The sequence below is a fragment of the Rahnella laticis genome (assembly GCF_015644585.1).
GTDB lineage: Bacteria > Pseudomonadota > Gammaproteobacteria > Enterobacterales > Enterobacteriaceae > Rahnella > Rahnella laticis.
The window spans coordinates 311,113-332,774 of record NZ_JADOBI010000005.1 but is presented as its reverse complement, the minus strand read 5'-3'; the positions used below and the strand labels follow the sequence as shown (position 1 = coordinate 332,774).

Genomic DNA, 21,662 nt, shown 5'->3' with positions numbered 1-21,662 from the left:
CTGCCAACAGGCAGATAAAAAATCGCGTTGTTATGTGAATGATTTGTAAAAATATTTGGGCCAGAGACCAGCTAACTTCATTGCTGGTAATGGGAATTAATATCAATTTGATAATCATTATCAAATCATTGCACAAACACATCAAGAAAATTTTTGTTGATGGAATGTAATTATTTACTGATAACCCCTTAATTTACGGAGGATAAGCCGTGGGGAAAATCACTGGAAGCGTTTGAAGGGACGGAGAATTGCGCTGGGGCGGGCATTAAAAAGGGCAACATATGTTGCCCTTATGAAGATGACTTCGGGGTGATCAGAATCTTGAATTGGTCGCTTCAGCCAGCATCGACAGAAGGGTTTCAGTGTCAGCCCAGCTCAGGCAAGGATCAGTAATGGATTTGCCGTAAACCAGCGGTTTGCCGGGAACAATAGGTTGCGTGCCTTCTGCCAGGAAACTCTCGGCCATAATCCCCGCGACGGCGGTTGAGCCATTGCGGATTTGCTGGCAGATGTCTTCGGCGACGTCCAGCTGGCGGCGATGCTGCTTCTGGCAATTTCCGTGGCTGAAATCGACTACCAGACGTTGCGGCAGGTCAAACTCAGACAAACTCAGGCAGGCCTGTTCAAGATCATCGGCGTGATAATTAGGCTTTTTACCGCCGCGCATAATTACGTGGCCGTAAGGGTTGCCTGCTGTGCGGTAAATAGTCATCTGACCGTTCTTATCCGGCGACAGGAACATGTGGCTGGTGCGTGATGAGCGGATGGCGTCAATGGCGATACGCGTATTGCCGTCAGTACCATTTTTAAAACCAACCGGGCAAGACAGCGCAGAAGCCATTTCACGGTGGATCTGGCTTTCCGTGGTGCGCGCACCGATTGCGCCCCAGCTGATAAGGTCGGCGATATACTGGCCGATAACCATATCCAGAAACTCAGTGGCCGTTGGAATTCCTAACTGATTGATGGCCAGCAAGACTTTACGCGCCAGTTCAATTCCGTCGTTCACGCGGCAGGTACCGTTGAGTTCGGGGTCAGAAATTAATCCTTTCCAGCCCACGACGGTTCGCGGTTTTTCAAAATAGGTGCGCATCACGATCTCTAAACGATCCTGATATTTTTCGCGCAATACGCTGAGCTGACCTGCGTAATCAATTGCAGCTTCAATATCGTGAATAGAGCAGGGACCAACAATCACCAGAAGGCGAGGGTCTTCACCGCTGATGATTTTTTCAATACGTTTGCGTGATTCCATTACATGCTGTGCGACCGACGGGGAGATTGGCAATTTGTCTGCCAGTGCCTGAGGCGTAATCAGGCTGTCGATGCGCGTCGTACGCAGTTCATCTGTTTGTGACATGGTGTTCTCGAAAATTTGTTTCTTCGCTGCGGCAGGAATACCGGGAAGTGATGGCGATCACAATAACGTAAAAACAGATGATTTCAATCACTCTCGGCACGTTCTGCCATCCAAATCATTAAATGAATCAGAACATGCGGCGACTCATACCAAAGCTGTCCATAATCTTCGCCGAAATTTCCTCAACGGAATAATTTGTACTGTTGAGATACCGAATTTGGTTTTTGCGAAATAATGCTTCGACTTCAGACACTTCCATCCGGCACTGGCGTAAAGACGCATAGCGGCTGTTTTCTACCCGTTCCTGACGGATAGCGGTCAGCCTTTCCGGGTCAATCGTCAGCCCGAAAAGCTTGTGCATGTGCGGTTTCAGCGCGGCTGGAAGCTGAATATTATCCATATCATCGGCGGTAAACGGATAGTTGGCCGCGCGGATCCCAAACTGTAATGCCAGGTAAAGGCTGGTGGGGGTTTTACCGCAGCGCGAAACGCCCAGCAAAATAACCTGTGCCTGATCGAGATTACGCAGGGATATACCGTCGTCGTGCGCCAGCGTGTAATCGATAGCCGCAATACGGGCATCATATTTGCTGATATTGCTGGCGGTCAGACCGTGCGTACGGTTTGCCACCGGTGTCGGTTCAACGCCAAGCTCATTTTGAAGCGGTGCGACCAGCGACTGAACGATGTCCTGGCAGAATCCTTCGCTGCTTTCAATAATCTGACGGATCTTCGGCGCAATAATGGAGTAGAACACCAGCGGGCGGGCGCCCGTTTTTTCGAAAATCTCATTGATCTGGCGGCTGACGGCCTGAGCCCGTTCTTCGCTTTCAACAAAGGGCAATGAGTAGGTCGTCGAATTGACCGGGAATTGTGAAAGTACGGCATGACCTACCACTTCAGCGGTAATCGCCGTGCCATCGGAAATATAAAACACGCATCTGTCCACTCATTGCTCCTAAATTTATATCGGTTCACTTTCCCTTGTCGGGACTCCGTAAGTAATAACCAGAATTTCTGGAAATAAAAAGGATAATTCTTCTTAACCATAACCTTCCTTTAATCCCTGCGAGACAGTGCGCAAAATGGCTGTAATAAATGAAATGGCATTTTAAATTTTCCGCGATATCTCGCAGCTTTATGAATTGCGTCAGCAATACTTCAGCAACTTTGGTATGGTTAATTTACTTGCGAAACTACTACGCACTTCTCACTGATTCATAAGGGATTATGTTGTTTTCGTGTTGCTGACGAATTTTAGCGTTCTGGAATTTTCCTAAACGAAAATAGTTTAATTTGCTGGATCGATTCACCTGTCTATGTCTTATGGATCATTATGCTAGTCTCGAAATGACAACGTTGCTTATTGGCATCCAATTGCCTCAGGCAACGATTGCACGACCGGTTTTACACTCCTACTGACTTTTACTGTGAATAAATTAAGAAAGGATTGTTTCATGGCTCATCTCGATCCCGATTTACGCAATGTTATCTGGTACAACCAACTGGGTATGAACGACGTTGATAAAGTCGGGGGTAAGAACGCATCCCTCGGGGAAATGATCACTAATCTGTCTGATCTGGGTGTTTCCGTGCCTAACGGTTTTGCCACTACGTCTCAGGCTTTTAATGATTTTCTTGATCAAAGCGGCGTTAACCATCGGATCCACGAATTACTGGACAAAACAGATGTGGATGATATCGGGCAACTGACCCAGGCGGGCACGCAAATCCGCCAGTGGATCATTGATACGCCATTCCAGCCTGAGCTGGAACAGTCCATCCGTGAAGCTTATCAGCAGCTTTCTGAAGGCGAGCCAGACGCGTCATTTGCTGTGCGTTCCTCTGCCACCGCGGAAGATATGCCCGACGCTTCCTTTGCCGGGCAGCAGGAAACCTTCCTGAACGTTCAGGGGTTTGATGCAGTTCTTATCGCTGTGAAACATGTTTACGCCTCCTTATTTAACGATCGCGCCATTTCTTATCGCGTACATCAGGGCTACGACCACCGCGGCGTTGCGCTGTCTGCGGGCGTTCAGCGCATGGTTCGCTCTGATCTCGCGTCTGCGGGCGTGATGTTCACCATCGATACGGAATCCGGTTTTGATCAGGTGGTCTTCATCACCTCCGCGTATGGTCTGGGTGAAATGGTGGTGCAGGGCGCGGTGAACCCGGATGAGTTCTACGTGCATAAACCGACGCTGGCCAAAAATAAGCCTGCGATTGTGCGCCGTACCATGGGCTCGAAGAAGATCCGCATGATTTATGCGCCGAGCCAGGAACACGGTAAACAGGTACAAATTGAAGACGTGCCGGCTGAACTGAGCACCCGTTTCTCACTGACCGATGACGAAGTGCAGGCTCTGGCACGTCAGGCATTATTGATTGAAAAACACTACGGCCGCCCGATGGATATTGAGTGGGCGAAAGATGGTCATAACGGCAAGTTATACATTGTGCAGGCACGTCCTGAGACCGTACGTTCAAACGGTCAGGTAATGGAACGTTATCAGCTCAATGGCAGCAGCAAAGTTCTGGTTGAAGGCCGTGCTATTGGTCATCGTATCGGTGCCGGGCCGGTGAAAATCATCCATGACATCAGCGAAATGCATCATGTGAAAGCAGGTGACATTCTGGTGACGGACATGACGGACCCTGACTGGGAACCGATCATGAAAAAAGCGTCAGCCATTGTGACTAACCGTGGCGGTCGCACCTGCCATGCTGCAATCATTGCCCGTGAACTGGGGATCCCTGCCGTGGTCGGTTGTGGCGATGCGACTGAAAAACTGAAAGAAAATCAGAAAGTGACGGTGTCCTGTTCTGAGGGCGATACCGGTTATGTCTACCAGGACGAACTGGACTTCACGGTACAAAGCTCAGAAGTCGATGAGCTGCCAAAGTTGCCGCTGAAAATCATGATGAATATCGGTAATCCGGACCGGGCTTTTGATTTTGCCTGTCTGCCAAATGAAGGCGTGGGGCTCGCGCGTTTAGAATTCATTATCAACCGCATGATCGGCGTCCATCCAAAAGCGCTACTGGAGTTCGATACTCAGACGCCGGAATTACAGGAACAAATTAAGAAACTGATTCAGGGCTACGACAGTCCGCGCGAATACTATGTTGCCCGTCTGACGGAAGGGATCGCGACACTGGGCGCAGCGTTCTGGCCAAAACGTGTGATTGTGCGTTTATCCGATTTTAAATCGAATGAATACGCCAATCTGGTGGGCGGCGAGAAGTATGAACCGCATGAAGAGAACCCGATGCTGGGCTTCCGCGGCGCTGGTCGTTACGTTTCAGACAGCTTCCGCGATTGTTTCGCGCTGGAGTGCGAGGCGATGAAACGGGTTCGTAACGATATGGGGCTGACCAACGTTGAAGTGATGATCCCATTTGTCCGAACTGTGGCGCAGGCTGAGGCTGTAGTGAAGGAACTGGCAAATCAGGGGCTGAAGCGCGGAGAGAATGGCCTTAAGGTCATTATGATGTGTGAAATTCCATCGAATGCATTACTTGCCGATCAGTTCCTTGAGCACTTTGATGGCTTCTCAATCGGTTCAAATGACATGACTCAGCTGGCGCTGGGGCTGGATCGCGATTCCGGCGTGGTGTCTGAACTCTTTGATGAGCGCAACGAAGCGGTTAAAGCTTTGCTTTCAATGGCAATCAAAGCCGCCAAGAAACAGGGTAAATATGTCGGCATCTGTGGTCAGGGCCCGTCAGACCATCAGGATTTTGCACAATGGCTGATGGATGAGGGCATCGACAGTCTGTCGCTGAACCCGGATACCGTGGTGCAAACCTGGCTGGCGCTGGCTGAAAAGTAAATAAACACGTCAGGTTTAAATAAATGAAATAAAGGCTGTTGCTTTCGGGCAATGGCCTTTTTTTTTGAAACATCAAACCAGAAAAATGGAGGTGCCGTAATTAATCGCCGGGGAGATAAAATAAAAAAAAAGCCCGTCATTGGAGACAGGCAAAGACTACACACAGCAATTTGGGGTATACCGGCTTAGGGGAAAGCCTGTATATAAATCAGTGGGTTGAAATCCGAACTGTTAATAATACTAGATTTCTCGAGATATTTAGTCTGTAAGAATCGTCCTAATAGGTATTATTCTCATACTAATAGATGAGAAGGATTGTTTTTGCTGGTTTCAAAATAGGACGAAGGAATGAGGAATAAAGAAGAGGGCGTTGTCTTTTAAGATCCAAGACAACGCCGGATGAAATTATTTCGCGAAACAATTACTCATCGAGTGCTTTTAGCGCTTCTTCCGGATCGGCATCCGGTACTGGCGCTTCGTGAACCCACAACGAAATCAGGCGATAAGATACCGCCAGAACGACAGGGCCGATAAACAGGCCAATCATCCCGAACGCGAACAGACCGCCAATAACACCGGATAAAATCAGCAGCATAGGCAAATCTGCACCCATACGGATAAGCACCGGGCGTAAGACGTTATCCAGCGAGCCTACGACGCAACTCCAGACCAGCAGCACCGTACCCCAGGTATTATCACCCGACCAGTAAAGCCAGATGATGGCCGGGATAAGCACCAGCAAAGGTCCTATTTGTGCGACGCAACAAACAAACATCACCACGGTTAAAACCGTCGCATACGGGATACCGGCTATTGCCAGCCCGATACCGCCCAGCACTGACTGAACAATCGCTGTGACCACCACGCCCAGCGCAACGGCGCGAATTGCCTGACCGGCAAGGATAACCGCAGCATCGCCACGTTCTGCCGCCAGACGCACGGCGAAATGGCGGATGCCCATCGCGACCTGCTCGCCACGACTATAAAGAAGCGCGCTAAACAGCAACATCAGAGAACAGTGGACGATAAAACGGCCCAGATGCCCGGCCTGCGTGACAAACCAGGAAGCGGTTTGCCCGACATAAGGCTGAACTTTGCTCATCAGGGCATTACCGCCGCCGTTTATGAGGGTATGCCAGCCGCTGTAAAGTTTATGGCCGACCAGAGGAATAGAGTTTAGCCAGTGGAAATCCGGCATGTGAAGGGTTGACGGATTGGTGGCGATCCCCACCAGCGGCGCGCCATTTTCAATTGCGCTGCTGACCAGCAAGGCAATCGGCAAAACGAACAACAGGATCAGCAACAGCGTCATCACGATGACGGCCAGAAAACGCCGCCCCCACAGAATTCGCTGTAATTTAATCATCAGCGGCCAGGTTGCAATCACCACCATCCCAGCCCAGGCAAAGCCCAGAATAAAAGGCTGAACAATCCAGATACTGGCGATGGTCATCAGTGCTATGAACAATACCCCGAACATAATCTGGGGCAAATCGTAACGTTTAATTGGGAGATTCATTCATGTTTCTCATTGGGATAAACGAAGTAAGGCACGCGCCTTGTGCCTTAAAAAATACTGCTACATTGGGATAGCGATAAATAAGCATGGGACATCAGGCTGCTTTTGGATAGCGCCGCACACAATTAGTTGCAACACGTTGTTGCCAGTCGTGCTTTTTGCGGCGTGTCATGAAACAAATGCAACAAAGGTGAACCAGACGGAGCGCTTAAAAACGAAGTATGTTAGTTTTTATTCTGGGTAAATAACAGGGTGGATCTGCCTCGCAGATCCGGCAGGTCGCCTCGGGCCCGCCAGGCATACAACAAAGACAGAGTCATAATTCAATGATCCCACAGATTTCTCAGGCGCCGGGTGTCATCCAGCTGGTGCTCGATTTTTTGGAAGCGCTTAAAAATAACGGTTTTACAGGTGATGTCACGACGACTTATGCGGACCGCCTGACGATGGCAACCGATAACAGCGTTTATCAGTTGTTACCGGATGCTGTCTTATTCCCTATCGCCACGTCTGATGTTGCACTGATTGCGCGTCTTGCCGGGCAGGAACGTTTTAAAACGCTGGTCTTTACGCCGCGTGGTGGCGGTACCGGTACCAACGGTCAGTCGCTGAACCGTGGAATTGTGGTTGATATGTCCCGTCATATGAACCGCATTCTCGATATCAACGTTGAACAAGGCTGGGTCAAGGTCGAAGCCGGTGTCATTAAAGACCAGCTCAATGACTATCTGCGTCCTTTTGGTTATTTCTTTTCTCCGGAGCTGTCGACCAGCAACCGTGCAACGCTCGGTGGCATGATTAACACTGATGCGTCCGGACAGGGCTCGTTGGTTTACGGTAAAACGTCAGATCACGTTCTCGGGGTTCGTGCGATTGTGCTCGGCGGCGAGATGCTCGATACCGTTGCCGTGCCGGTGGCGCTGGCGGATAAACTCGGTGAAGAAGATTCGGTAATCGGGCGGATTTACCGTACGGTGCTGGACAGTTGCCGCGATAACCGTGCGCTGGTTATTGAAAAATTCCCGAAATTAAACCGCTTCCTGACGGGCTATGACTTACGCCATGTCCTGAGTGATGACCTGCAAACCTTCGATCTGACCCGCATCCTCACGGGCTCTGAAGGGTCGCTGGCCTTTATTACTGAAGCGCGTCTGAATATCACGCCAATTCCCAAAGTGCGGCGTCTGGTGAATATTAAATATGATTCTTTCAACTCCGCGCTGCGCAATGCCCCTTTCATGGTGGAAGCCAAAGCGCTGTCGGTTGAAACCGTTGACTCCAAAGTCCTGAATCTGGCCCGTGAAGATATCGTCTGGCACAGCGTGCGTGATTACATCACCGACGTTGAAGGTAAGGATATGCAGGGACTCAACATTGTTGAGTTTGCGGGAGATGATGCCGACCTCATTGAAGATCAGGTCAGTGCGCTATGTGAGCGTCTGGACGGGCTGATGAGCGACAAAGAAGGTGGCGTTATTGGCTACCAGATTTGCGCGGATCTGCCCGGAATTGAACGCATCTATAATATGCGTAAGAAAGCCGTCGGCCTGCTGGGGAATGCGAAGGGGCAGGCTAAGCCGTTGCCGTTTGCAGAAGATACCTGTGTGCCGCCGCAACATCTGGCCGATTACATTGTTGAATTCCGTGCATTGCTCGACAGCCATAACCTGAGCTACGGCATGTTTGGGCACGTGGACGCCGGTGTTTTGCACGTTCGCCCGGCTCTGGACATGTGTGACCCGCAACAGGAAATGCTGCTGAAGCAGATATCGGATGAAGTCGTTGCCCTGACGGCCAAATACGGTGGTTTGCTGTGGGGAGAACACGGTAAAGGTTTCCGCGCCGAATACAGCCCGGCTTTCTTCGGAGAAACGCTGTTCCATGAATTACGCCGGATCAAAACGGTTTTTGACCCGGACAATCGTCTTAATCCGGGCAAGATTTGTGCGCCGCTGGAATGCGATGAGCCAATGATGAAGGTCGATGCGCCGAAACGCGGCACTCTTGATCGCCGGATCCCGCTGGATGTGCGCCAGTCATTCCGCGGCGCTCTGGAGTGTAACGGCAACGGGCTGTGCTTTAACTTTGATGCGAAAAGCCCGATGTGTCCGTCGATGAAAATTACCGGCAGCCGTATCCATTCTCCGAAAGGGCGTGCCGGTCTGGTGCGGGAATGGTTGCGCCTACTTTCAGAACAAGGTGTCGATCCGCTGGCGCTGGAAAATGCGCTGCCGGAAAAAGGCCTGAGTTTCCGCAGCCTGATCGACCGTACCCGTAATACCTGGCATGCCAACAAAGGCGAATACGATTTCTCCCATGAAGTAAAAGAAGCGATGTCGGGTTGCCTGGCCTGTAAGGCGTGCTCGACACAGTGCCCGATCAAAATTGATGTTCCCGGTTTCCGTTCGCGCTTCCTCCAGCTTTATCACACCCGCTACCTGCGCCCGGCGAGTGACCATTTCGTGGCAAGTGTCGAAAGCTATGCACCGATAATGGCTAAAGCGCCAAAGCTGTTTAACTTCTTTCTTAAGCAGCCCTGGGTAAGGGAAATGAGCCGCAAAAGTATTGGCATGGTGGATTTGCCTTTGCTGTCCTCCCCGACGTTACGCGAGCAGTTGCTGGGGCATCGCGCCAGTAAAATGACGCTTGAAGAGCTGGAAAAAATCCCTCCGGCACAGCGCGGCGAATACGTTCTGGTGGTGCAGGATCCGTTCACCAGTTTCTATGATGCGCAGGTCGTGGCTGATTTTGTCCGGTTAATTGAAAAACTGGGTCTAAAACCGGTGCTGTTGCCTTTCTCTCCAAACGGAAAAGCGCAGCACATCAAAGGATTCCTGACGCGTTTCGCGAAAACGGCACGCAAGACGTCGGTATTCCTCAATCGTGTGGCACAGTTAGGTATGCCGCTTGTCGGTGTCGACCCGGCGCTGGTACTGTGTTATCGCGACGAGTACAAGGAAATCCTTGGAGAATCACGCGGCTCGTTCCAGGTTCAACTGGTACATGAATGGCTGGATAACTGGCTGGGCGAACGACCGGCACAGCAGCAAAGCGGAGAGTCCTGGTATCTGTTCGGCCATTGCACTGAAAGCACGGCATTACCCAACAGCAGCAAACAGTGGGGAGATATCTTTGCCCGCTATGGCGCGAAGCTGGAAAATGTCAGTGTGGGATGTTGCGGAATGGCAGGGACGTACGGACATGAAAGTAAAAACCTTGAGAATTCGTTGGGGATTTACGAGCTGTCCTGGCACACCTCTTTACAGCGGTTGCCTCGCCAGCGTTGCCTGGCGACAGGCTACTCATGCCGCAGCCAGGTAAAACGTATTGAAGGTAACGGGGTTCGCCATCCGTTGCAGGCATTGCTGGATATCATCCCCTAACCGATAAGGAAGCACGATGTCATTCTGGAAAAGGAGCGCAAATCTTGAAGCGCTTAATCAGCGCAGTCAGGGATGTATGGTCGGGCATGTGGGGATTGTGTTCACCCGACTGGGTGAAGATTTTCTTGAGGCGACGATGCCGGTAGATGCGCGCACGACTCAGCCATTTGGTCTGTTGCACGGCGGGGCCTCGGTGGTTCTCGCGGAAACTATGGGGTCGATGGCCGGTTATCTGTGCACTGAAGGTCATCAGACGGTGGTTGGGGTTGAGATAAATGCCAGCCATATGAAGTCGGCGAGGGAAGGGGTTGTACGCGGAGTTTGCCGTGCGCTGCGAACCGGGAAACGGAGCCAGGTCTGGCAGATTGAGATTTTCGATGAGCAGGGCGGTCTGTGTTGTGTGTCCAGACTGACCACAATGGTCATTGATCATTAAGTTCAGGCCATAAGGCTGGCGCATTTTTTCAACGTCATATCCATAAGCTCAATGCAAAAGGCGGAGTCACAGTAATGTGTCCGCCTTTTTTATTTGCCTTAAGTTTTTCTCTAACACATTGAAAACTGACTAAAGCTGGAAGGGAACGCGCTTGGCAAAATCAGTTTGAAATGCCGTCGCTTTTTCCCAGATGCCCATCATGGCATAATACTGACAAATGAGTTTTAGCGTGTGTCTGGCAAAATGATAGCTCTGAACACGGAAGAGTTCACAACGCACAACGCTGTTGATTTCAAGGATCAGCCGGTTGTGGAGCTTGCACAAAGCATGCAGGTAACTGTGGTCGTCTCCGTTTTGCAGGCAAAGATTGGCCATATCAAGGCAAATGCTGTTAAAGCGTTTTAGCTGGCAAAGATGCGCATCCGGACGTCGTAAGGCGGCATCCGCCATATAGAAATCCACGGTGGCATCGCGGACACTCGATTTGTAGTCGTCTATCTTGCCCTGCAACCACGCATTTACCGATTGAGCCATTCTCAGTATTCCGGGTTATCTGAATGATAATCATTATCAAAGAATAAGTATCATATTGGCAAAAAATCGCCGGATCAACGTTTTCATCCGGTTTTTTTGATTTTGTTGCGCCAAAGCAGGTAAGCAAAAAGAGCTTTAATTATTTTGATTGTGGCGAATTCATAAATAGGCATTTCCGATGAATGTTTTATAATAGACACAATGAAAGCTATTAAGCCACACAAAATATAAGGTTAATTTTAATTTTTAACAAAAAATTGACAACTTATTCAATCAGTTGATGGTTGCGGTGTTCAAGACCCGCCAGCAGCCAGATGTAAACCCGATGCACATTGAGCGACTTTCCTCATGCGCAATCGCTATACCCTCTTAAAACAAGAGGTTGAAGTGATAAATCTTATCACTAGAATAGAGACAATAGGTCTTCTCTATGACCGTAAAAATATGAGGTAAGACAGATGCAAACTGAAACTGTCGGCTCTTTCTCTTTAGACGACAACGTATGGCAAGGTGTGATCCTGACTGATTCTGCGGCCAAACAGGTGAAGAACCTGATGGAGCAGGATCCAGAAGTCAAAGGTCTCCAGCTCTCGGTAAAACAATCGGGCTGCGCCGGCTTTGGCTACGTTCTGGATTTAACCAAACAACCGGCCAGCGATGACCTGGTGTTTGAGCATGACGGCGCTTTGCTGTTTGTTCCGCTGAAGGCGATGCCTTTCATTGACGGAACCGAGGTGGATTTTGTCCGCGAAGGGCTGAATCAGATATTTAAATTCAATAATCCAAAAGCTCAGCATGCCTGCGGGTGTGGTGAAAGTTTCGGCCTGTAAGTCAGCCGGGCAAACAGTCTTTAAGATTATTGTAAACAAAGCGATGTAACCAACATGTCACGAAGCAACGTAGAAATTCCAGATGATGTGCAGTCTTGGGTCGGCGAGGAGACGAACTATAAGGAAGGGTTCTTCACCCAGCTGGCAACCGATGAATTAGCATCAGGCATCAACGAAGATGTCGTGCGTGCCATTTCCGCAAAGCGCAATGAGCCGGAGTGGATGCTGGAGTTCCGTCTGCAGGCTTATCATGCCTGGTTGAAAATGGAAGAACCTCACTGGTTGAAAGCGTATTACACGCCACTCGACTATCAGGATTACAGCTATTACTCTGCGCCTTCTTGCGGCAGCTGTGATGATACCTGTGGTTCTCAGCCTGGAGCCACGCAACAACCTCCTGAAAATTCTCACAGCATTCCTGCGCTTGACGGTAAAAACTACCTGACAAGCGAAGTGGAAAAAGCGTTTGAACAGCTGGGTGTTCCTGTGCGTGAAGGGAAAGAAGTGGCGGTTGATGCCATTTTTGACTCTGTTTCCGTTTCCACAACGTACCGCGAAAAGCTGGCTGAATCAGGCGTTATCTTCTGCTCATTCGGCGAAGCCATTCATGAATACCCGGATCTGGTGCGTAAATACCTCGGTACCGTTGTGCCTTCGCAGGATAACTTCTTTGCAGCGCTGAATGCGGCGGTCGCGTCTGACGGTACTTTCGTGTATGTCCCTAAAGGCGTCCGTTGCCCGATGGAACTGTCCACGTATTTCCGTATTAACGCGGCAAAAACCGGCCAGTTCGAACGTACGATCCTGATTGCCGACGAAGGCAGTTACGTCAGCTATATCGAAGGCTGTTCCGCACCGGTTCGTGATACGTATCAGCTTCACGCGGCCGTGGTTGAAGTCATTCTGCATAAAGATGCGGAAGTGAAATATTCCACCGTGCAGAACTGGTTCTCCGGCAGCAAAGACAGCAGCGGCGGGATCCTGAACTTCGTGACCAAACGTGCATTGTGTGAAGGCGCGGGCTCGAAGATGTCGTGGACGCAGTCTGAAACCGGCTCAGCGATTACCTGGAAATACCCGAGCGTTATCCTGAAAGGCGATAACTCAATCGGTGAATTCTTCTCAGTTGCACTGACCAGCGGAAAACAGCAGGCAGATACCGGCACCAAGATGATCCACATTGGTAAAAACACCAAATCGACCATCATCTCCAAAGGTATTTCCGCAGGCCACAGCCAGAACAGCTATCGCGGTTTGGTGAAGATCCTGCCAAGTGCTGAAAATGCCCGTAACTTTACCCAGTGTGATTCCATGCTGATTGGTGCGGACAGCGCCGCGCATACTTTCCCGTATGTGGAAGTGCGTAACAACACAGCGCAGCTGGAGCATGAAGCCACGACCTCCAAAATCGGCGATGACCAGCTGTTCTACTGTCTGCAGCGTGGTATCAGCGAAGATGACGCGATTTCCATGATTGTTAACGGTTTCTGTAAAGATGTCTTTTCCGAGCTGCCGCTGGAGTTTGCTGTCGAAGCACAGAAACTGCTGGCGATCAGCCTTGAACACAGCGTCGGTTAATCTTCCGAGCGCTTTTCCTCCCGTCGCCGCGTGGTGTGACGTCGGCGCCGGGCAGGTTTGAGTTCAGCACAGTCAAAGCATAAACAGAATTATGAGCGCGCAGGCGCAAACTCAAGGATACGTATGTTAAGCATTAAGAATTTGAAGGTCCGTGTCGAAGAAAAGGAAATTCTGAAAGGACTTGATCTCGAGATCAAGCCGGGTGAAGTACACGCCATCATGGGCCCGAACGGCTCAGGTAAAAGTACACTCTCCGCGACACTGGCTGGCCGTGAAGATTACGAAGTGACCGAAGGCTCCGTAATGTTCAACGGTAAAGATTTGCTGGAGCTTGCTCCGGAAGATCGTGCCGGTGAAGGCGTGTTTATGGCCTTCCAGTATCCGGTAGAAATTCCCGGCGTGACCAACCATTTCTTCCTGCAAACTGCGGTAAACGCTGTACGTAAGTACCGCGAACAGGCTCCGATGGATCGCTTTGATTTCGCCGATTTCATCGAAGAAAAAATAGCCATGCTGAAAATGCCTGCGGATTTGCTGACCCGTTCAGTGAACGTAGGTTTTTCCGGCGGTGAGAAAAAGCGTAACGACATTCTGCAAATGGCGGCCCTTGAGCCAAGCCTGTGCATTCTGGATGAAACCGACTCCGGTCTGGACATCGATGCGCTGAAAATCGTCTCTAACGGTGTTAACGCACTGCGCGACGGCAAACGTTCATTCGTCATTGTGACCCACTACCAGCGTATCCTCGACTACATCAAGCCTGACTACGTGCATGTTCTGTATCAGGGCCGCATTGTTAAATCCGGCGATTTCACCTTGGTTAAACAGTTAGAGGAGCAGGGTTATGGCTGGCTTACCGACGAAGAGTAATGCACCTGCGGCGGGCAGTTCGCACGCCATGCAGCAGCTTTACCGTCTTTTTGAAAGCCGGGGTGGTGAACAATCTGCTCATGCGCATGCACATTGGCAACAGGTGCTTCGCCTTGGTTTTCCACACGCAAAACTTGAAGACTGGAAATACACGCCAGTTTCCTCACTGCTGGGCAATCAGTTCTTCGCCCCGCAGCAGCAGGCATTGACAGTTGAGAATGTTAAATCACTGGCTTTGCCGCTTGATTGCTATCGTCTGGTTTTCGTGGATGGCCGTTTTGATGCGAGCCTGAGTGACGAAAATACCGGCGCATTCGAAATTGAAAAACTGAACGCGGCTGCGCAGCAAACGCTGCCGGATCCGATTCAGTCCGAAGTCTTTTTGCACCTGACGGAAAGCCTGGCGCAGGATTCTTTTGCTGTGCGTTTGGCTGCCGGTAAAGAGGCTGATAAGCCGTTGTATTTGCTGCATCTGAGCAGCGGTCGTGATCAGTCTCGCGAAATGAACACGGTTCATCACCGTTATCATATCGAGATTGAAAACGGTGCAAGCGCTGAAGTCATCGAACATTACCTGAGCCTTAACGATTACGGTCATTTCACCGGTGCGCGTATGACGGTAAAAGTGGGCGATAATGCCAGTTTCACGCATTACAAACTGGCCTTCGAAAGCCAGGCCAGCTTCCACTTCTCGCACAACGATCTGGTTATCGGGCGTGATTCCCGTGTTTCCAGCCACAGTTTCCTGCTGGGTGCGGGCCTGACCCGTAATAACACCAGTGCGCAACTGAACGGTGAAAACAGCGATCTGAACATCAACAGTCTGGTATTGCCTGTTGATTCTGAAATTGCTGATACCCGTACTTACCTGGAACACAACAAAGGCTATTGCAACAGCAATCAGCTGCACAAAGTAATTGTGAACGATCGTGCAAAAGCGATTTTCAACGGCATGATCAAGGTGGCGCAGCACGCTTTGAAAACTGACGGAAAAATGACCAACAACAACCTGTTGCTGGGCAAGCACACTGAAGTTGATACCAAACCTCAGCTTGAAATTTATGCCGATGACGTGAAATGTAGCCATGGTGCCACTGTGGGTCGTATCGACGACGAACAGCTTTTCTATCTGCGTACCCGTGGGATCAGCGGTCAGGATGCTCAGCAAATGATCATCTTTGCGTTTGCTGCTGAACTGACGGAAGCCATTGAGAATGAAACCCTGCGTGAAGTCGTGATTGCCCGTATTGCAGGCCGACTCAATCGAGGTGCGTAATGAGTTTTCCACTGGAAAGAGTACGTAGCGATTTCCCTGTGCTGAGCCGTGAAGTCAACGGCCAGCCGCTGGCTTATCTGGACAGTGCGGCCAGCGCACAGAAACCGCGTCAGGTTATTGACCGTGAGATGTCTTTCTTCGAACAGGGTTATGCTGCGGTTCACCGCGGCATTCATACCATGAGCGCCGAAGCGACCGAGCAGATGGAAAACGTCCGTGTTCAGGCCGCTCGCTTTATGAATGCAGCGTCAGCGGAAGAAATCGTCTTCGTAAAAGGGTCGACGGAAGCCATTAATCTGGTCGCCAACACCTATGGCCGCGAATTATTGCAGCCGGGCGACCACATTATTCTGACCGAAATGGAGCACCACGCCAACATCGTTCCCTGGCAGATGCTGGCGAAAGAGCGCGACCTGCACATCGACGTCTGGCACCTCACTCCTGAAGGTGAACTGGATTTATCCCAGCTTGAAAAGCTGATTACGCCACGCACTAAACTGCTGACGCTGGCACATGTTTCCAATGTGCTGGGTACCGTTAACCCGATCGAGAAAATCATTCCTCAGGCGAAAGCTGCCGGTCTGACCGTTCTGGTCGATGGCGCGCAGGCTGTCATGCACCATGCGGTGGATGTTCAGGCGCTGGGCTGTGATTTCTATGTCTGGTCCGGGCACAAGCTTTACGGGCCAACGGGCATCGGCATTCTTTACGGTCGTAAAGAATTGCTCGATCAGATGCCGCCATGGGAAGGTGGCGGCTCAATGATCAAGCACGTCAGCCTGACCGAAGGGACCACCTTTGCGGCGGCACCGTGGCGCTTTGAAGCGGGCACGCCAAACACCGGTGGCATCATGGGGTTGGGCGCGGCGATGGAATATGTCACCGAACTGGGGCTGGAGAATATCCACGCTTATGAGCAGGAGCTGATGAGCTATGCGCTTGAAGCGATGGCGCAGGTGCCTGACATCCAGATCTACGGCCCGGCAACACGTGCTGGCGTGATTGCGTTTAATCTCGGCAAACACCATGCCTACGACGTGGGCAGTTTCCTCGATCAGTACGGTATTGCAATTCGCACCGGTCATCACTGCGCGATGCCATTAATGTCCTTCTACGGTGTTCCGGCTATGTGCCGCGCCTCACTGGCGATGTACAATACCCGTGAAGAAGTCGACCGGTTGGTCGCAGGATTGCAACGTATTCACCGGCTGTTGGGTTAATCCTGACGGCCCTGAGCAGGACGTCGTTATGGCTTTGCCAGATAAAAATAAGTTAGTCAGAAATTTTTCCCGATGCCCGAATTGGGAAGAAAAGTATCTGTACGTGATTGAACTGGGCGGCCAGCTGGCTGCCTTGCCTGAAGAACATCGTCAGGATAAAAACCTGATTGCTGGCTGCCAGAGCCAGGTTTGGATCGTGATGCGCATGGATGAAACGGGTGCGCTGACCTTTGAAGGCGACAGTGATGCCGCTATCGTGAAAGGTCTGGTGGCTATCGTATTCAGCCTGTATCAGGGCTTAACGCCGCGTGATGTGGTGGAGCTGGATGTTCGTCCGTTCTTCTCTGAGCTTGAACTCAGCCAGCATCTGACGCCTTCCCGCTCTCAGGGGCTGGAAGCCATGATTCGTTCTATCCGTGCAAAAGCGGCTGAGCTGGCCTAAACCGGTTCCTGCGCGACACCTTTGCTCATTAGGAATTGTCTGCTAATGAGCAAAGTCATTTCTTCACTTCTCCCTGTCTGAACTCATTTACTCCTGATTTTTCAACCCACTATCTTCTGTGTATTTCCCTGCATCTGCGTAAGGTAACTTTCTGATTTTCTGTGGTTTGATTGCCACCCGATTCTGCGCTGCTAGTATTATAAGACGAGATAATTGTCTTGCTTCAGATGGTCTGAAGGCGAGCCGAAAAAGGACTGAGTATGAGACGCGCATTACCCCTTCTGGCAATGTTGGTTGGCACATTTCTGACAACACACTCCATGACCGCAGGTGCAGCAGAATACCCCTTGCCGCCGGATAACAGCCGCCTGATTGGCGAAAACACGACGTATGTCGTGCCCAATGACGGCAAACCTTTAGAGGACGTGGCGGCTAAATACCAAATCGGGCTGATTGCGATGCTGGAAGCGAACCCGGGTACCGACCCGTATTTGCCAAAAGCGGGCACTGTGCTGACCATTCCTTCGCAAATGCTGCTGCCGGATACCAAGCGTGAAGGGATCGTCGTGAACCTCGCCGAGCTGCGTCTTTACTACTATCCGAAGGGTGAAGACAAAGTCATTGTTTATCCGATTGGTATTGGCCAGTTAGGACGTAATACGCCGGAAATGGTGACGTCGGTAAGCCAGAAGATACCGAATCCGACCTGGACGCCAACTGCCAACATCCGCAAAGCCTACCTGAAAGACGGCATCACGTTGCCGGGTATGGTTCCGGCGGGGCCAGATAACCCGATGGGGCTGTTTGCCATGCGTCTTTCTGCCGGCACCGGCCAGTATCTGATCCACGGGACGAATGCTAACTTCGGTATCGGCATGCGTGTGAGTTCCGGTTGTATTCGCTTGCGTCCGGATGATATCGAAGCGCTGTTTAATTCCGTGCCAAAAGGCACCCGCGTTCAGATAGTCAATCAGCCCATCAAGTTTGACGTTGAGCCGGATGGCAAACGTTACATTGAAGTACATCAGCCGTTGTCGCATACCGAGAAGGACGATCCGCAAACTAAACCTATTCTTCTGACGGCTGCGATGAAAAAATTCATCAAAAGCGATGATACCAATGCAGAGATTGTAAAAGAGGCTATCAGGCGCCGTTCAGGGATGCCCGTAGTGGTCAGTGTGGGTGATAAAGCGACGGATATGCCACCGGCAGCTAATGCGCCGCAAACTGTGTCTGCGGATACGCCTGCAGTTACGACGGCAAGTACGCAGTAACGTTATACAAAAACGTTTAAGAAGCGATTTTCCCCAAAGGAGCCAATAGGGCTCCTTTATTGTTTCCGAAGCTCAGGAGGTGGCGTACAAGGCGTAAAATGGGAAAGAGAACAACAGGGGATGTTCAGGAAACGGAAACGGAAGAGTGGGGAACTGACTGAATGACAGGCAAAAAAAATGGCGCACTGAGTGCGCCATTGAACTAGAGAAGTAAATATTACTTCTTGTAAGCGTGAGCTTGGTTGTCAAGACGTTGGTTAGCGCGAGCTGCATCGTCTTTAGCTGCTTGAACGTCAGAACGGATTGCGTTCACGTCGTTGCTCAGTTGGTCAACTTTAGAGTTCAGAGTAGAAACGTCTGAAGACAGTTGATCGATTTTAGCGTTGCTTGAACAACCAGCCAGCATAGTTGAAGCCAGGATTACAGCGCCCAGTACCAGTTTAGTGCGATTCATTATAAAACCCTCTAGATTAAGTTAATCTCCATGTAGCGTTACAAGTATTACACAAACTATTTTCTAATGAGAATAATTTTTTGCCGGTAAACGCTATATTTTGATCGTTCGCTCAAAGAAGCATCTTTTTTTACGAAAAAGTTAAAAATTGCAGCGAAAACAGCCTTATTCCATGGGACTTATCCCAATTTTGCTGCTACTGCTTTTAGCACTTTTTAAGTAAGAAGAGCCTTTTTGAAGAAATAGACGCTGCATTATGCAACGTCTATTAATGCCTTGGGTCACGTTTCTAATTAAACAACATGTACCGAAGAAGTATTGGTTGTGCCGCTTTGTACCAGCGCGCCAGAAACCATCACAACGATATCGCCTTTCTGAGCCAGACCACTTTCGATCGCTGCTTCTTTACCGATACGGTAGAAATCATCAGTGGAGGCAATCTCTTTCACCAGCTGAGTGACAACACCTTTGGTGAGGATCAGCTGACGGGCAGTGATTTCATTGGTGGTCAGAGCCAGGATAGTGGCGTGCGGGAAGTATTTACGCACAGCTTTAGCAGATTTACCACCGCTGGTTGCAACAACGATCAACGGAGCATCCAGTTTTTCTGCGGTTTCTACAGCGCCACGGCAAACAGCTTCGGTGATACGCAGTTTACGGTTTTCGTTCTGGCCATCGATACGGCTCTGCATCACACGGTCAGTACGGTCGCAAATGGTCGCCATGATGGTCACAGCTTCCAGCGGGTATTTACCTTTCGCACTTTCACCAGACAGCATAACGGCATCGGTACCGTCGATGATGGCGTTAGCAACGTCGCCAGCTTCTGCGCGGGTAGGGCGTGGGTTTTTGATCATGGAATCGAGCATCTGCGTTGCGGTGATGACCACTTTACGTGCGCGGTTACATTTTTCAATCATCATCTTCTGCGCGAAAATAACTTCTTCGACAGGGATTTCAACGCCGAGGTCACCACGAGCAACCATGATGCCGTCTGAAGCTTCGAGGATTTCGTCGAAGTTGTTCAGGCCTTCCTGGTTTTCAATTTTGGAGATGATCTGGATGTGTTCGCCACCGTGTGCTTTCAGGTGTTCACGGATTTCCAGAACGTCAGAACGTTTACGGATGAAGGAAGCCGCGACGAAATCAACGCCTTGCTCGCAACCGAAGATCAGGTCACGTTTGTCTTTTTCAGCCAGTGCTGGCAGTGCGATAGAAACGCCCGGCAGGTTAACGCCTTTATTTTCGCCCAGGTCGCCGTTGTTCAGCACTTTACAGGTCACTTCAGTTTCAGTGACGTTAGTGACTTCCATGCCGATCAGACCATCGTCGACCAGAATGGTGTTACCAATTTTCAGGTCAGCAGCGAAACCCTGATAGGTCACAGCAACACGTTCGGTGTTACCAATAACGCTCTGATCGGTAGTGAAGGTATAAGTCTGACCCGCAACCAGGGAAGCGTCTTTGCCGCCTTCCAGTTTCATGGTACGGATTTCAGGACCTTTGGTGTCCAGCAGGATTGCTGCTTTATGGCCGGTTTTAGCCATAACATTGCGGATATTCTGGATGCGCTGACCGTGCTCTTCGTAATCACCGTGAGAGAAGTTCAGACGCATAACGTTCATGCCTGCATCAAGCAGTTTGGTCAGCATTTCTTCGGATTCGGTTTTCGGCCCGATGGTACAAACAATTTTGGTCTTTTTCATGACGATTTTATCTACAAGTTGTGATGGATTGGAAAAGTGTTTGCTTGACAGCATGGCTGCCCGCGCGGAATTGAGGTGTTGCCTGGTTGAATCAAATCATTACTAAGCGTAGAAGACTGTGAAAGGAATGGTGTATTAAGTTCAGCCAAAGCATAGCGATTTGTGCGATTAATCATCGCTACTGGAGTGGTCACGCTTTTATAAGTGCGATATCGACAGATCAAGGGGCTGAAACCATTCAATCGAAGAGACGATGCGTATTATAGAGGGGAACGGGGAGGGAAACCAAATAAAAAACGTGATGCTGCGCAAGCTTAGGGCAGATGACAGAGCTTTGTTGCGCAATTATCCAAAGCGGGCAGAGCAAAAACCCGAAGGGATAACAGTTTCGTCACGGTACCTTCGAAAATGCCACATTTGAGAAATAATCTTAAAAAAATACAAACGGATGACGGCGGAGCGATTTAAAATTCAGAAGTAGGGTGAACGGAAAATTCAAATCAGATTTATTCAGAAACTGGAAGTGTTCAGGGAAAGTATAAAACAGAAAGGAGGAGAGAGAACGTTGCTTTGGTGCGTCCGAGTGGACTCGAACCACCGACCCCCACCATGTCAAGGTGGTGCTCTAACCAACTGAGCTACGGACGCACAATGTGCAACGGTAAAGCTTTGAAGAATGGTGCGTCCGAGTGGACTCGAACCACCGACCCCCACCATGTCAAGGTGGTGCTCTAACCAACTGAGCTACGGACGCATCGTTTTCTTCGGTGTCAGCCAGTGTTGGCGACGGGGACGAATATTAGCGACCTCTCTGAATGCTGGCAAGGGAAAAAAGACATTTTACTGTCATATTGTGAGTGATTGCCGAGCTAATGCGCATTGCGTTGTTTTTTTAGGCATAACGGCCGGTCAGATGACGAAATTTTCCGCGGGCTGCATCACATTCG

At 50.3% G+C, this 21,662-nt stretch carries 16 protein-coding genes, 2 tRNA genes and 1 other RNA gene; 10 read left to right on the top strand and 9 right to left on the bottom strand.

The window, feature by feature from the left end; all coding sequences use genetic code 11:
• Nucleotides 1–313 precede the first annotated feature (313 nt).
• Both IV433_RS13430 and ppsR read right to left on the bottom strand, forming a co-directional pair.
• Nucleotides 314–1,360 (bottom strand): 3-deoxy-7-phosphoheptulonate synthase, encoded by a 1,047-nt coding sequence (locus IV433_RS13430; protein ID WP_195814447.1) that lies wholly within the window; start codon nt 1,358–1,360, stop codon nt 314–316.
• Between the two features lie 127 nt (nt 1,361–1,487).
• Nucleotides 1,488–2,309 carry a posphoenolpyruvate synthetase regulatory kinase/phosphorylase PpsR gene (gene ppsR, locus IV433_RS13425; protein WP_101077080.1) on the bottom strand — a complete coding sequence of 274 codons (822 nt, stop codon included), beginning with the start codon at nt 2,307–2,309 and terminating at the stop codon, nt 1,488–1,490.
• Nucleotides 2,310–2,817: 508 nt separating this feature from the next.
• Here ppsR and ppsA point away from each other — a divergent pair.
• Nucleotides 2,818–5,193, top strand: coding sequence for a phosphoenolpyruvate synthase (gene ppsA, locus IV433_RS13420; protein ID WP_195814448.1), 2,376 nt, complete (start codon nt 2,818–2,820; stop codon nt 5,191–5,193).
• Between the two features lie 121 nt (nt 5,194–5,314).
• On the opposite strand, the gene rprA is transcribed toward ppsA, so the two are convergent.
• Nucleotides 5,315–5,425, bottom strand: an RNA gene (gene rprA / locus IV433_RS13415) — antisense sRNA RprA.
• Between the two features lie 189 nt (nt 5,426–5,614).
• Complete coding sequence (gene ydiK / locus IV433_RS13410; RefSeq protein WP_195814449.1) at nt 5,615–6,712, bottom strand: AI-2E family transporter YdiK; 1,098 nt, start codon at nt 6,710–6,712, stop codon at nt 5,615–5,617.
• 326 nt (nt 6,713–7,038) lie between these two features.
• Here ydiK and ydiJ point away from each other — a divergent pair, with 326 nt between their 5' ends.
• Together ydiJ and IV433_RS13400 are read left to right on the top strand one after the other, a co-directional pair.
• A complete protein-coding gene (gene ydiJ, locus IV433_RS13405) occupies nt 7,039–10,095 on the top strand; it encodes a D-2-hydroxyglutarate dehydrogenase YdiJ (protein WP_195814450.1) in 3,057 nt (1,018 codons plus the stop codon).
• Nucleotides 10,096–10,111: 16 nt separating this feature from the next.
• Entirely contained in the window at nt 10,112–10,531 is a 420-nt protein-coding gene (locus IV433_RS13400; RefSeq protein ID WP_195814451.1) for a hotdog fold thioesterase, read from the top strand.
• A gap of 129 nt (nt 10,532–10,660) precedes the next feature.
• Here the strand turns inward: IV433_RS13400 and IV433_RS13395 are convergent, their stop codons facing one another.
• Nucleotides 10,661–11,065, bottom strand: coding sequence for a hypothetical protein (locus IV433_RS13395; protein WP_152325715.1), 405 nt, complete (start codon nt 11,063–11,065; stop codon nt 10,661–10,663).
• 458 nt (nt 11,066–11,523) lie between these two features.
• On the opposite strand from IV433_RS13395, the gene sufA reads away from it, so the two are divergent.
• From sufA to IV433_RS13360, 7 genes are all read left to right on the top strand, one after another.
• The gene (gene sufA, locus IV433_RS13390; RefSeq protein ID WP_104922540.1) at nt 11,524–11,895 is read left to right on the top strand and encodes a Fe-S cluster assembly scaffold SufA; all 372 of its coding nucleotides are present in this window, start codon (nt 11,524–11,526) and stop codon (nt 11,893–11,895) included.
• 54 nt (nt 11,896–11,949) lie between these two features.
• The gene (sufB, locus tag IV433_RS13385; protein WP_195814452.1) at nt 11,950–13,473 is read left to right on the top strand and encodes a Fe-S cluster assembly protein SufB; all 1,524 of its coding nucleotides are present in this window, start codon (nt 11,950–11,952) and stop codon (nt 13,471–13,473) included.
• Nucleotides 13,474–13,596: 123 nt separating this feature from the next.
• A complete protein-coding gene (gene sufC, locus IV433_RS13380) occupies nt 13,597–14,343 on the top strand; it encodes a Fe-S cluster assembly ATPase SufC (protein WP_165056895.1) in 747 nt (248 codons plus the stop codon).
• Complete coding sequence (gene sufD / locus IV433_RS13375; protein ID WP_195814453.1) at nt 14,318–15,619, top strand: Fe-S cluster assembly protein SufD; 1,302 nt, start codon at nt 14,318–14,320, stop codon at nt 15,617–15,619. Before sufC ends, sufD begins: the two co-directional genes overlap by 26 nt.
• Entirely contained in the window at nt 15,619–16,839 is a 1,221-nt protein-coding gene (gene sufS / locus IV433_RS13370) for a cysteine desulfurase SufS (RefSeq protein ID WP_195814454.1), read from the top strand. The genes sufD and sufS overlap by 1 nt, the downstream gene beginning before the upstream one ends.
• Nucleotides 16,840–16,867: 28 nt before the next feature.
• Nucleotides 16,868–17,281 (top strand): cysteine desulfuration protein SufE, encoded by a 414-nt coding sequence (gene sufE / locus IV433_RS13365; RefSeq protein WP_195814455.1) that lies wholly within the window; start codon nt 16,868–16,870, stop codon nt 17,279–17,281.
• Between the two features lie 260 nt (nt 17,282–17,541).
• Nucleotides 17,542–18,555, top strand: a complete 1,014-nt coding sequence (locus tag IV433_RS13360) for a L,D-transpeptidase family protein (RefSeq protein ID WP_152325721.1) — start codon at nt 17,542–17,544, stop codon at nt 18,553–18,555.
• Nucleotides 18,556–18,772: 217 nt separating this feature from the next.
• Here IV433_RS13360 and IV433_RS13355 read toward each other — a convergent pair whose 3' ends face one another.
• From IV433_RS13355 to IV433_RS13340, 4 genes are all read right to left on the bottom strand, one after another.
• The gene (locus tag IV433_RS13355) at nt 18,773–19,009 is read right to left on the bottom strand and encodes a major outer membrane lipoprotein (RefSeq protein WP_013576093.1); all 237 of its coding nucleotides are present in this window, start codon (nt 19,007–19,009) and stop codon (nt 18,773–18,775) included.
• 293 nt (nt 19,010–19,302) lie between these two features.
• Complete coding sequence (pykF, locus tag IV433_RS13350; protein WP_015697801.1) at nt 19,303–20,715, bottom strand: pyruvate kinase PykF; 1,413 nt, start codon at nt 20,713–20,715, stop codon at nt 19,303–19,305.
• Between the two features lie 571 nt (nt 20,716–21,286).
• Nucleotides 21,287–21,363, bottom strand: a tRNA-Val gene (locus IV433_RS13345).
• Between the two features lie 29 nt (nt 21,364–21,392).
• Nucleotides 21,393–21,469, bottom strand: a tRNA-Val gene (locus IV433_RS13340).
• Nucleotides 21,470–21,662 lie beyond the last annotated feature (193 nt).

Excerpts from the sequence above, each read along its gene's own strand:
- IV433_RS13430 (WP_195814447.1), bottom strand. The coding sequence starts at position 1,360 with ATGTCACAAACAGATGAACTGCGTACGACGCGCATCGACAGCCTGATT.
- ppsA (WP_195814448.1), top strand. The coding sequence starts at position 2,818 with ATGGCTCATCTCGATCCCGATTTACGCAATGTTATCTGGTACAACCAA.
- ydiK (WP_195814449.1), bottom strand. The coding sequence starts at position 6,712 with ATGAATCTCCCAATTAAACGTTACGATTTGCCCCAGATTATGTTCGGG.
- ydiJ (WP_195814450.1), top strand. The coding sequence starts at position 7,039 with ATGATCCCACAGATTTCTCAGGCGCCGGGTGTCATCCAGCTGGTGCTC.
- IV433_RS13400 (WP_195814451.1), top strand. The coding sequence starts at position 10,112 with ATGTCATTCTGGAAAAGGAGCGCAAATCTTGAAGCGCTTAATCAGCGC.
- IV433_RS13395 (WP_152325715.1), bottom strand. The coding sequence starts at position 11,065 with ATGGCTCAATCGGTAAATGCGTGGTTGCAGGGCAAGATAGACGACTAC.
- sufA (WP_104922540.1), top strand. The coding sequence starts at position 11,524 with ATGCAAACTGAAACTGTCGGCTCTTTCTCTTTAGACGACAACGTATGG.
- sufB (WP_195814452.1), top strand. The coding sequence starts at position 11,950 with ATGTCACGAAGCAACGTAGAAATTCCAGATGATGTGCAGTCTTGGGTC.
- sufC (WP_165056895.1), top strand. The coding sequence starts at position 13,597 with ATGTTAAGCATTAAGAATTTGAAGGTCCGTGTCGAAGAAAAGGAAATT.
- sufD (WP_195814453.1), top strand. The coding sequence starts at position 14,318 with ATGGCTGGCTTACCGACGAAGAGTAATGCACCTGCGGCGGGCAGTTCG.
- sufS (WP_195814454.1), top strand. The coding sequence starts at position 15,619 with ATGAGTTTTCCACTGGAAAGAGTACGTAGCGATTTCCCTGTGCTGAGC.
- sufE (WP_195814455.1), top strand. The coding sequence starts at position 16,868 with ATGGCTTTGCCAGATAAAAATAAGTTAGTCAGAAATTTTTCCCGATGC.
- IV433_RS13360 (WP_152325721.1), top strand. The coding sequence starts at position 17,542 with ATGAGACGCGCATTACCCCTTCTGGCAATGTTGGTTGGCACATTTCTG.
- IV433_RS13355 (WP_013576093.1), bottom strand. The coding sequence starts at position 19,009 with ATGAATCGCACTAAACTGGTACTGGGCGCTGTAATCCTGGCTTCAACT.
- pykF (WP_015697801.1), bottom strand. The coding sequence starts at position 20,715 with ATGAAAAAGACCAAAATTGTTTGTACCATCGGGCCGAAAACCGAATCC.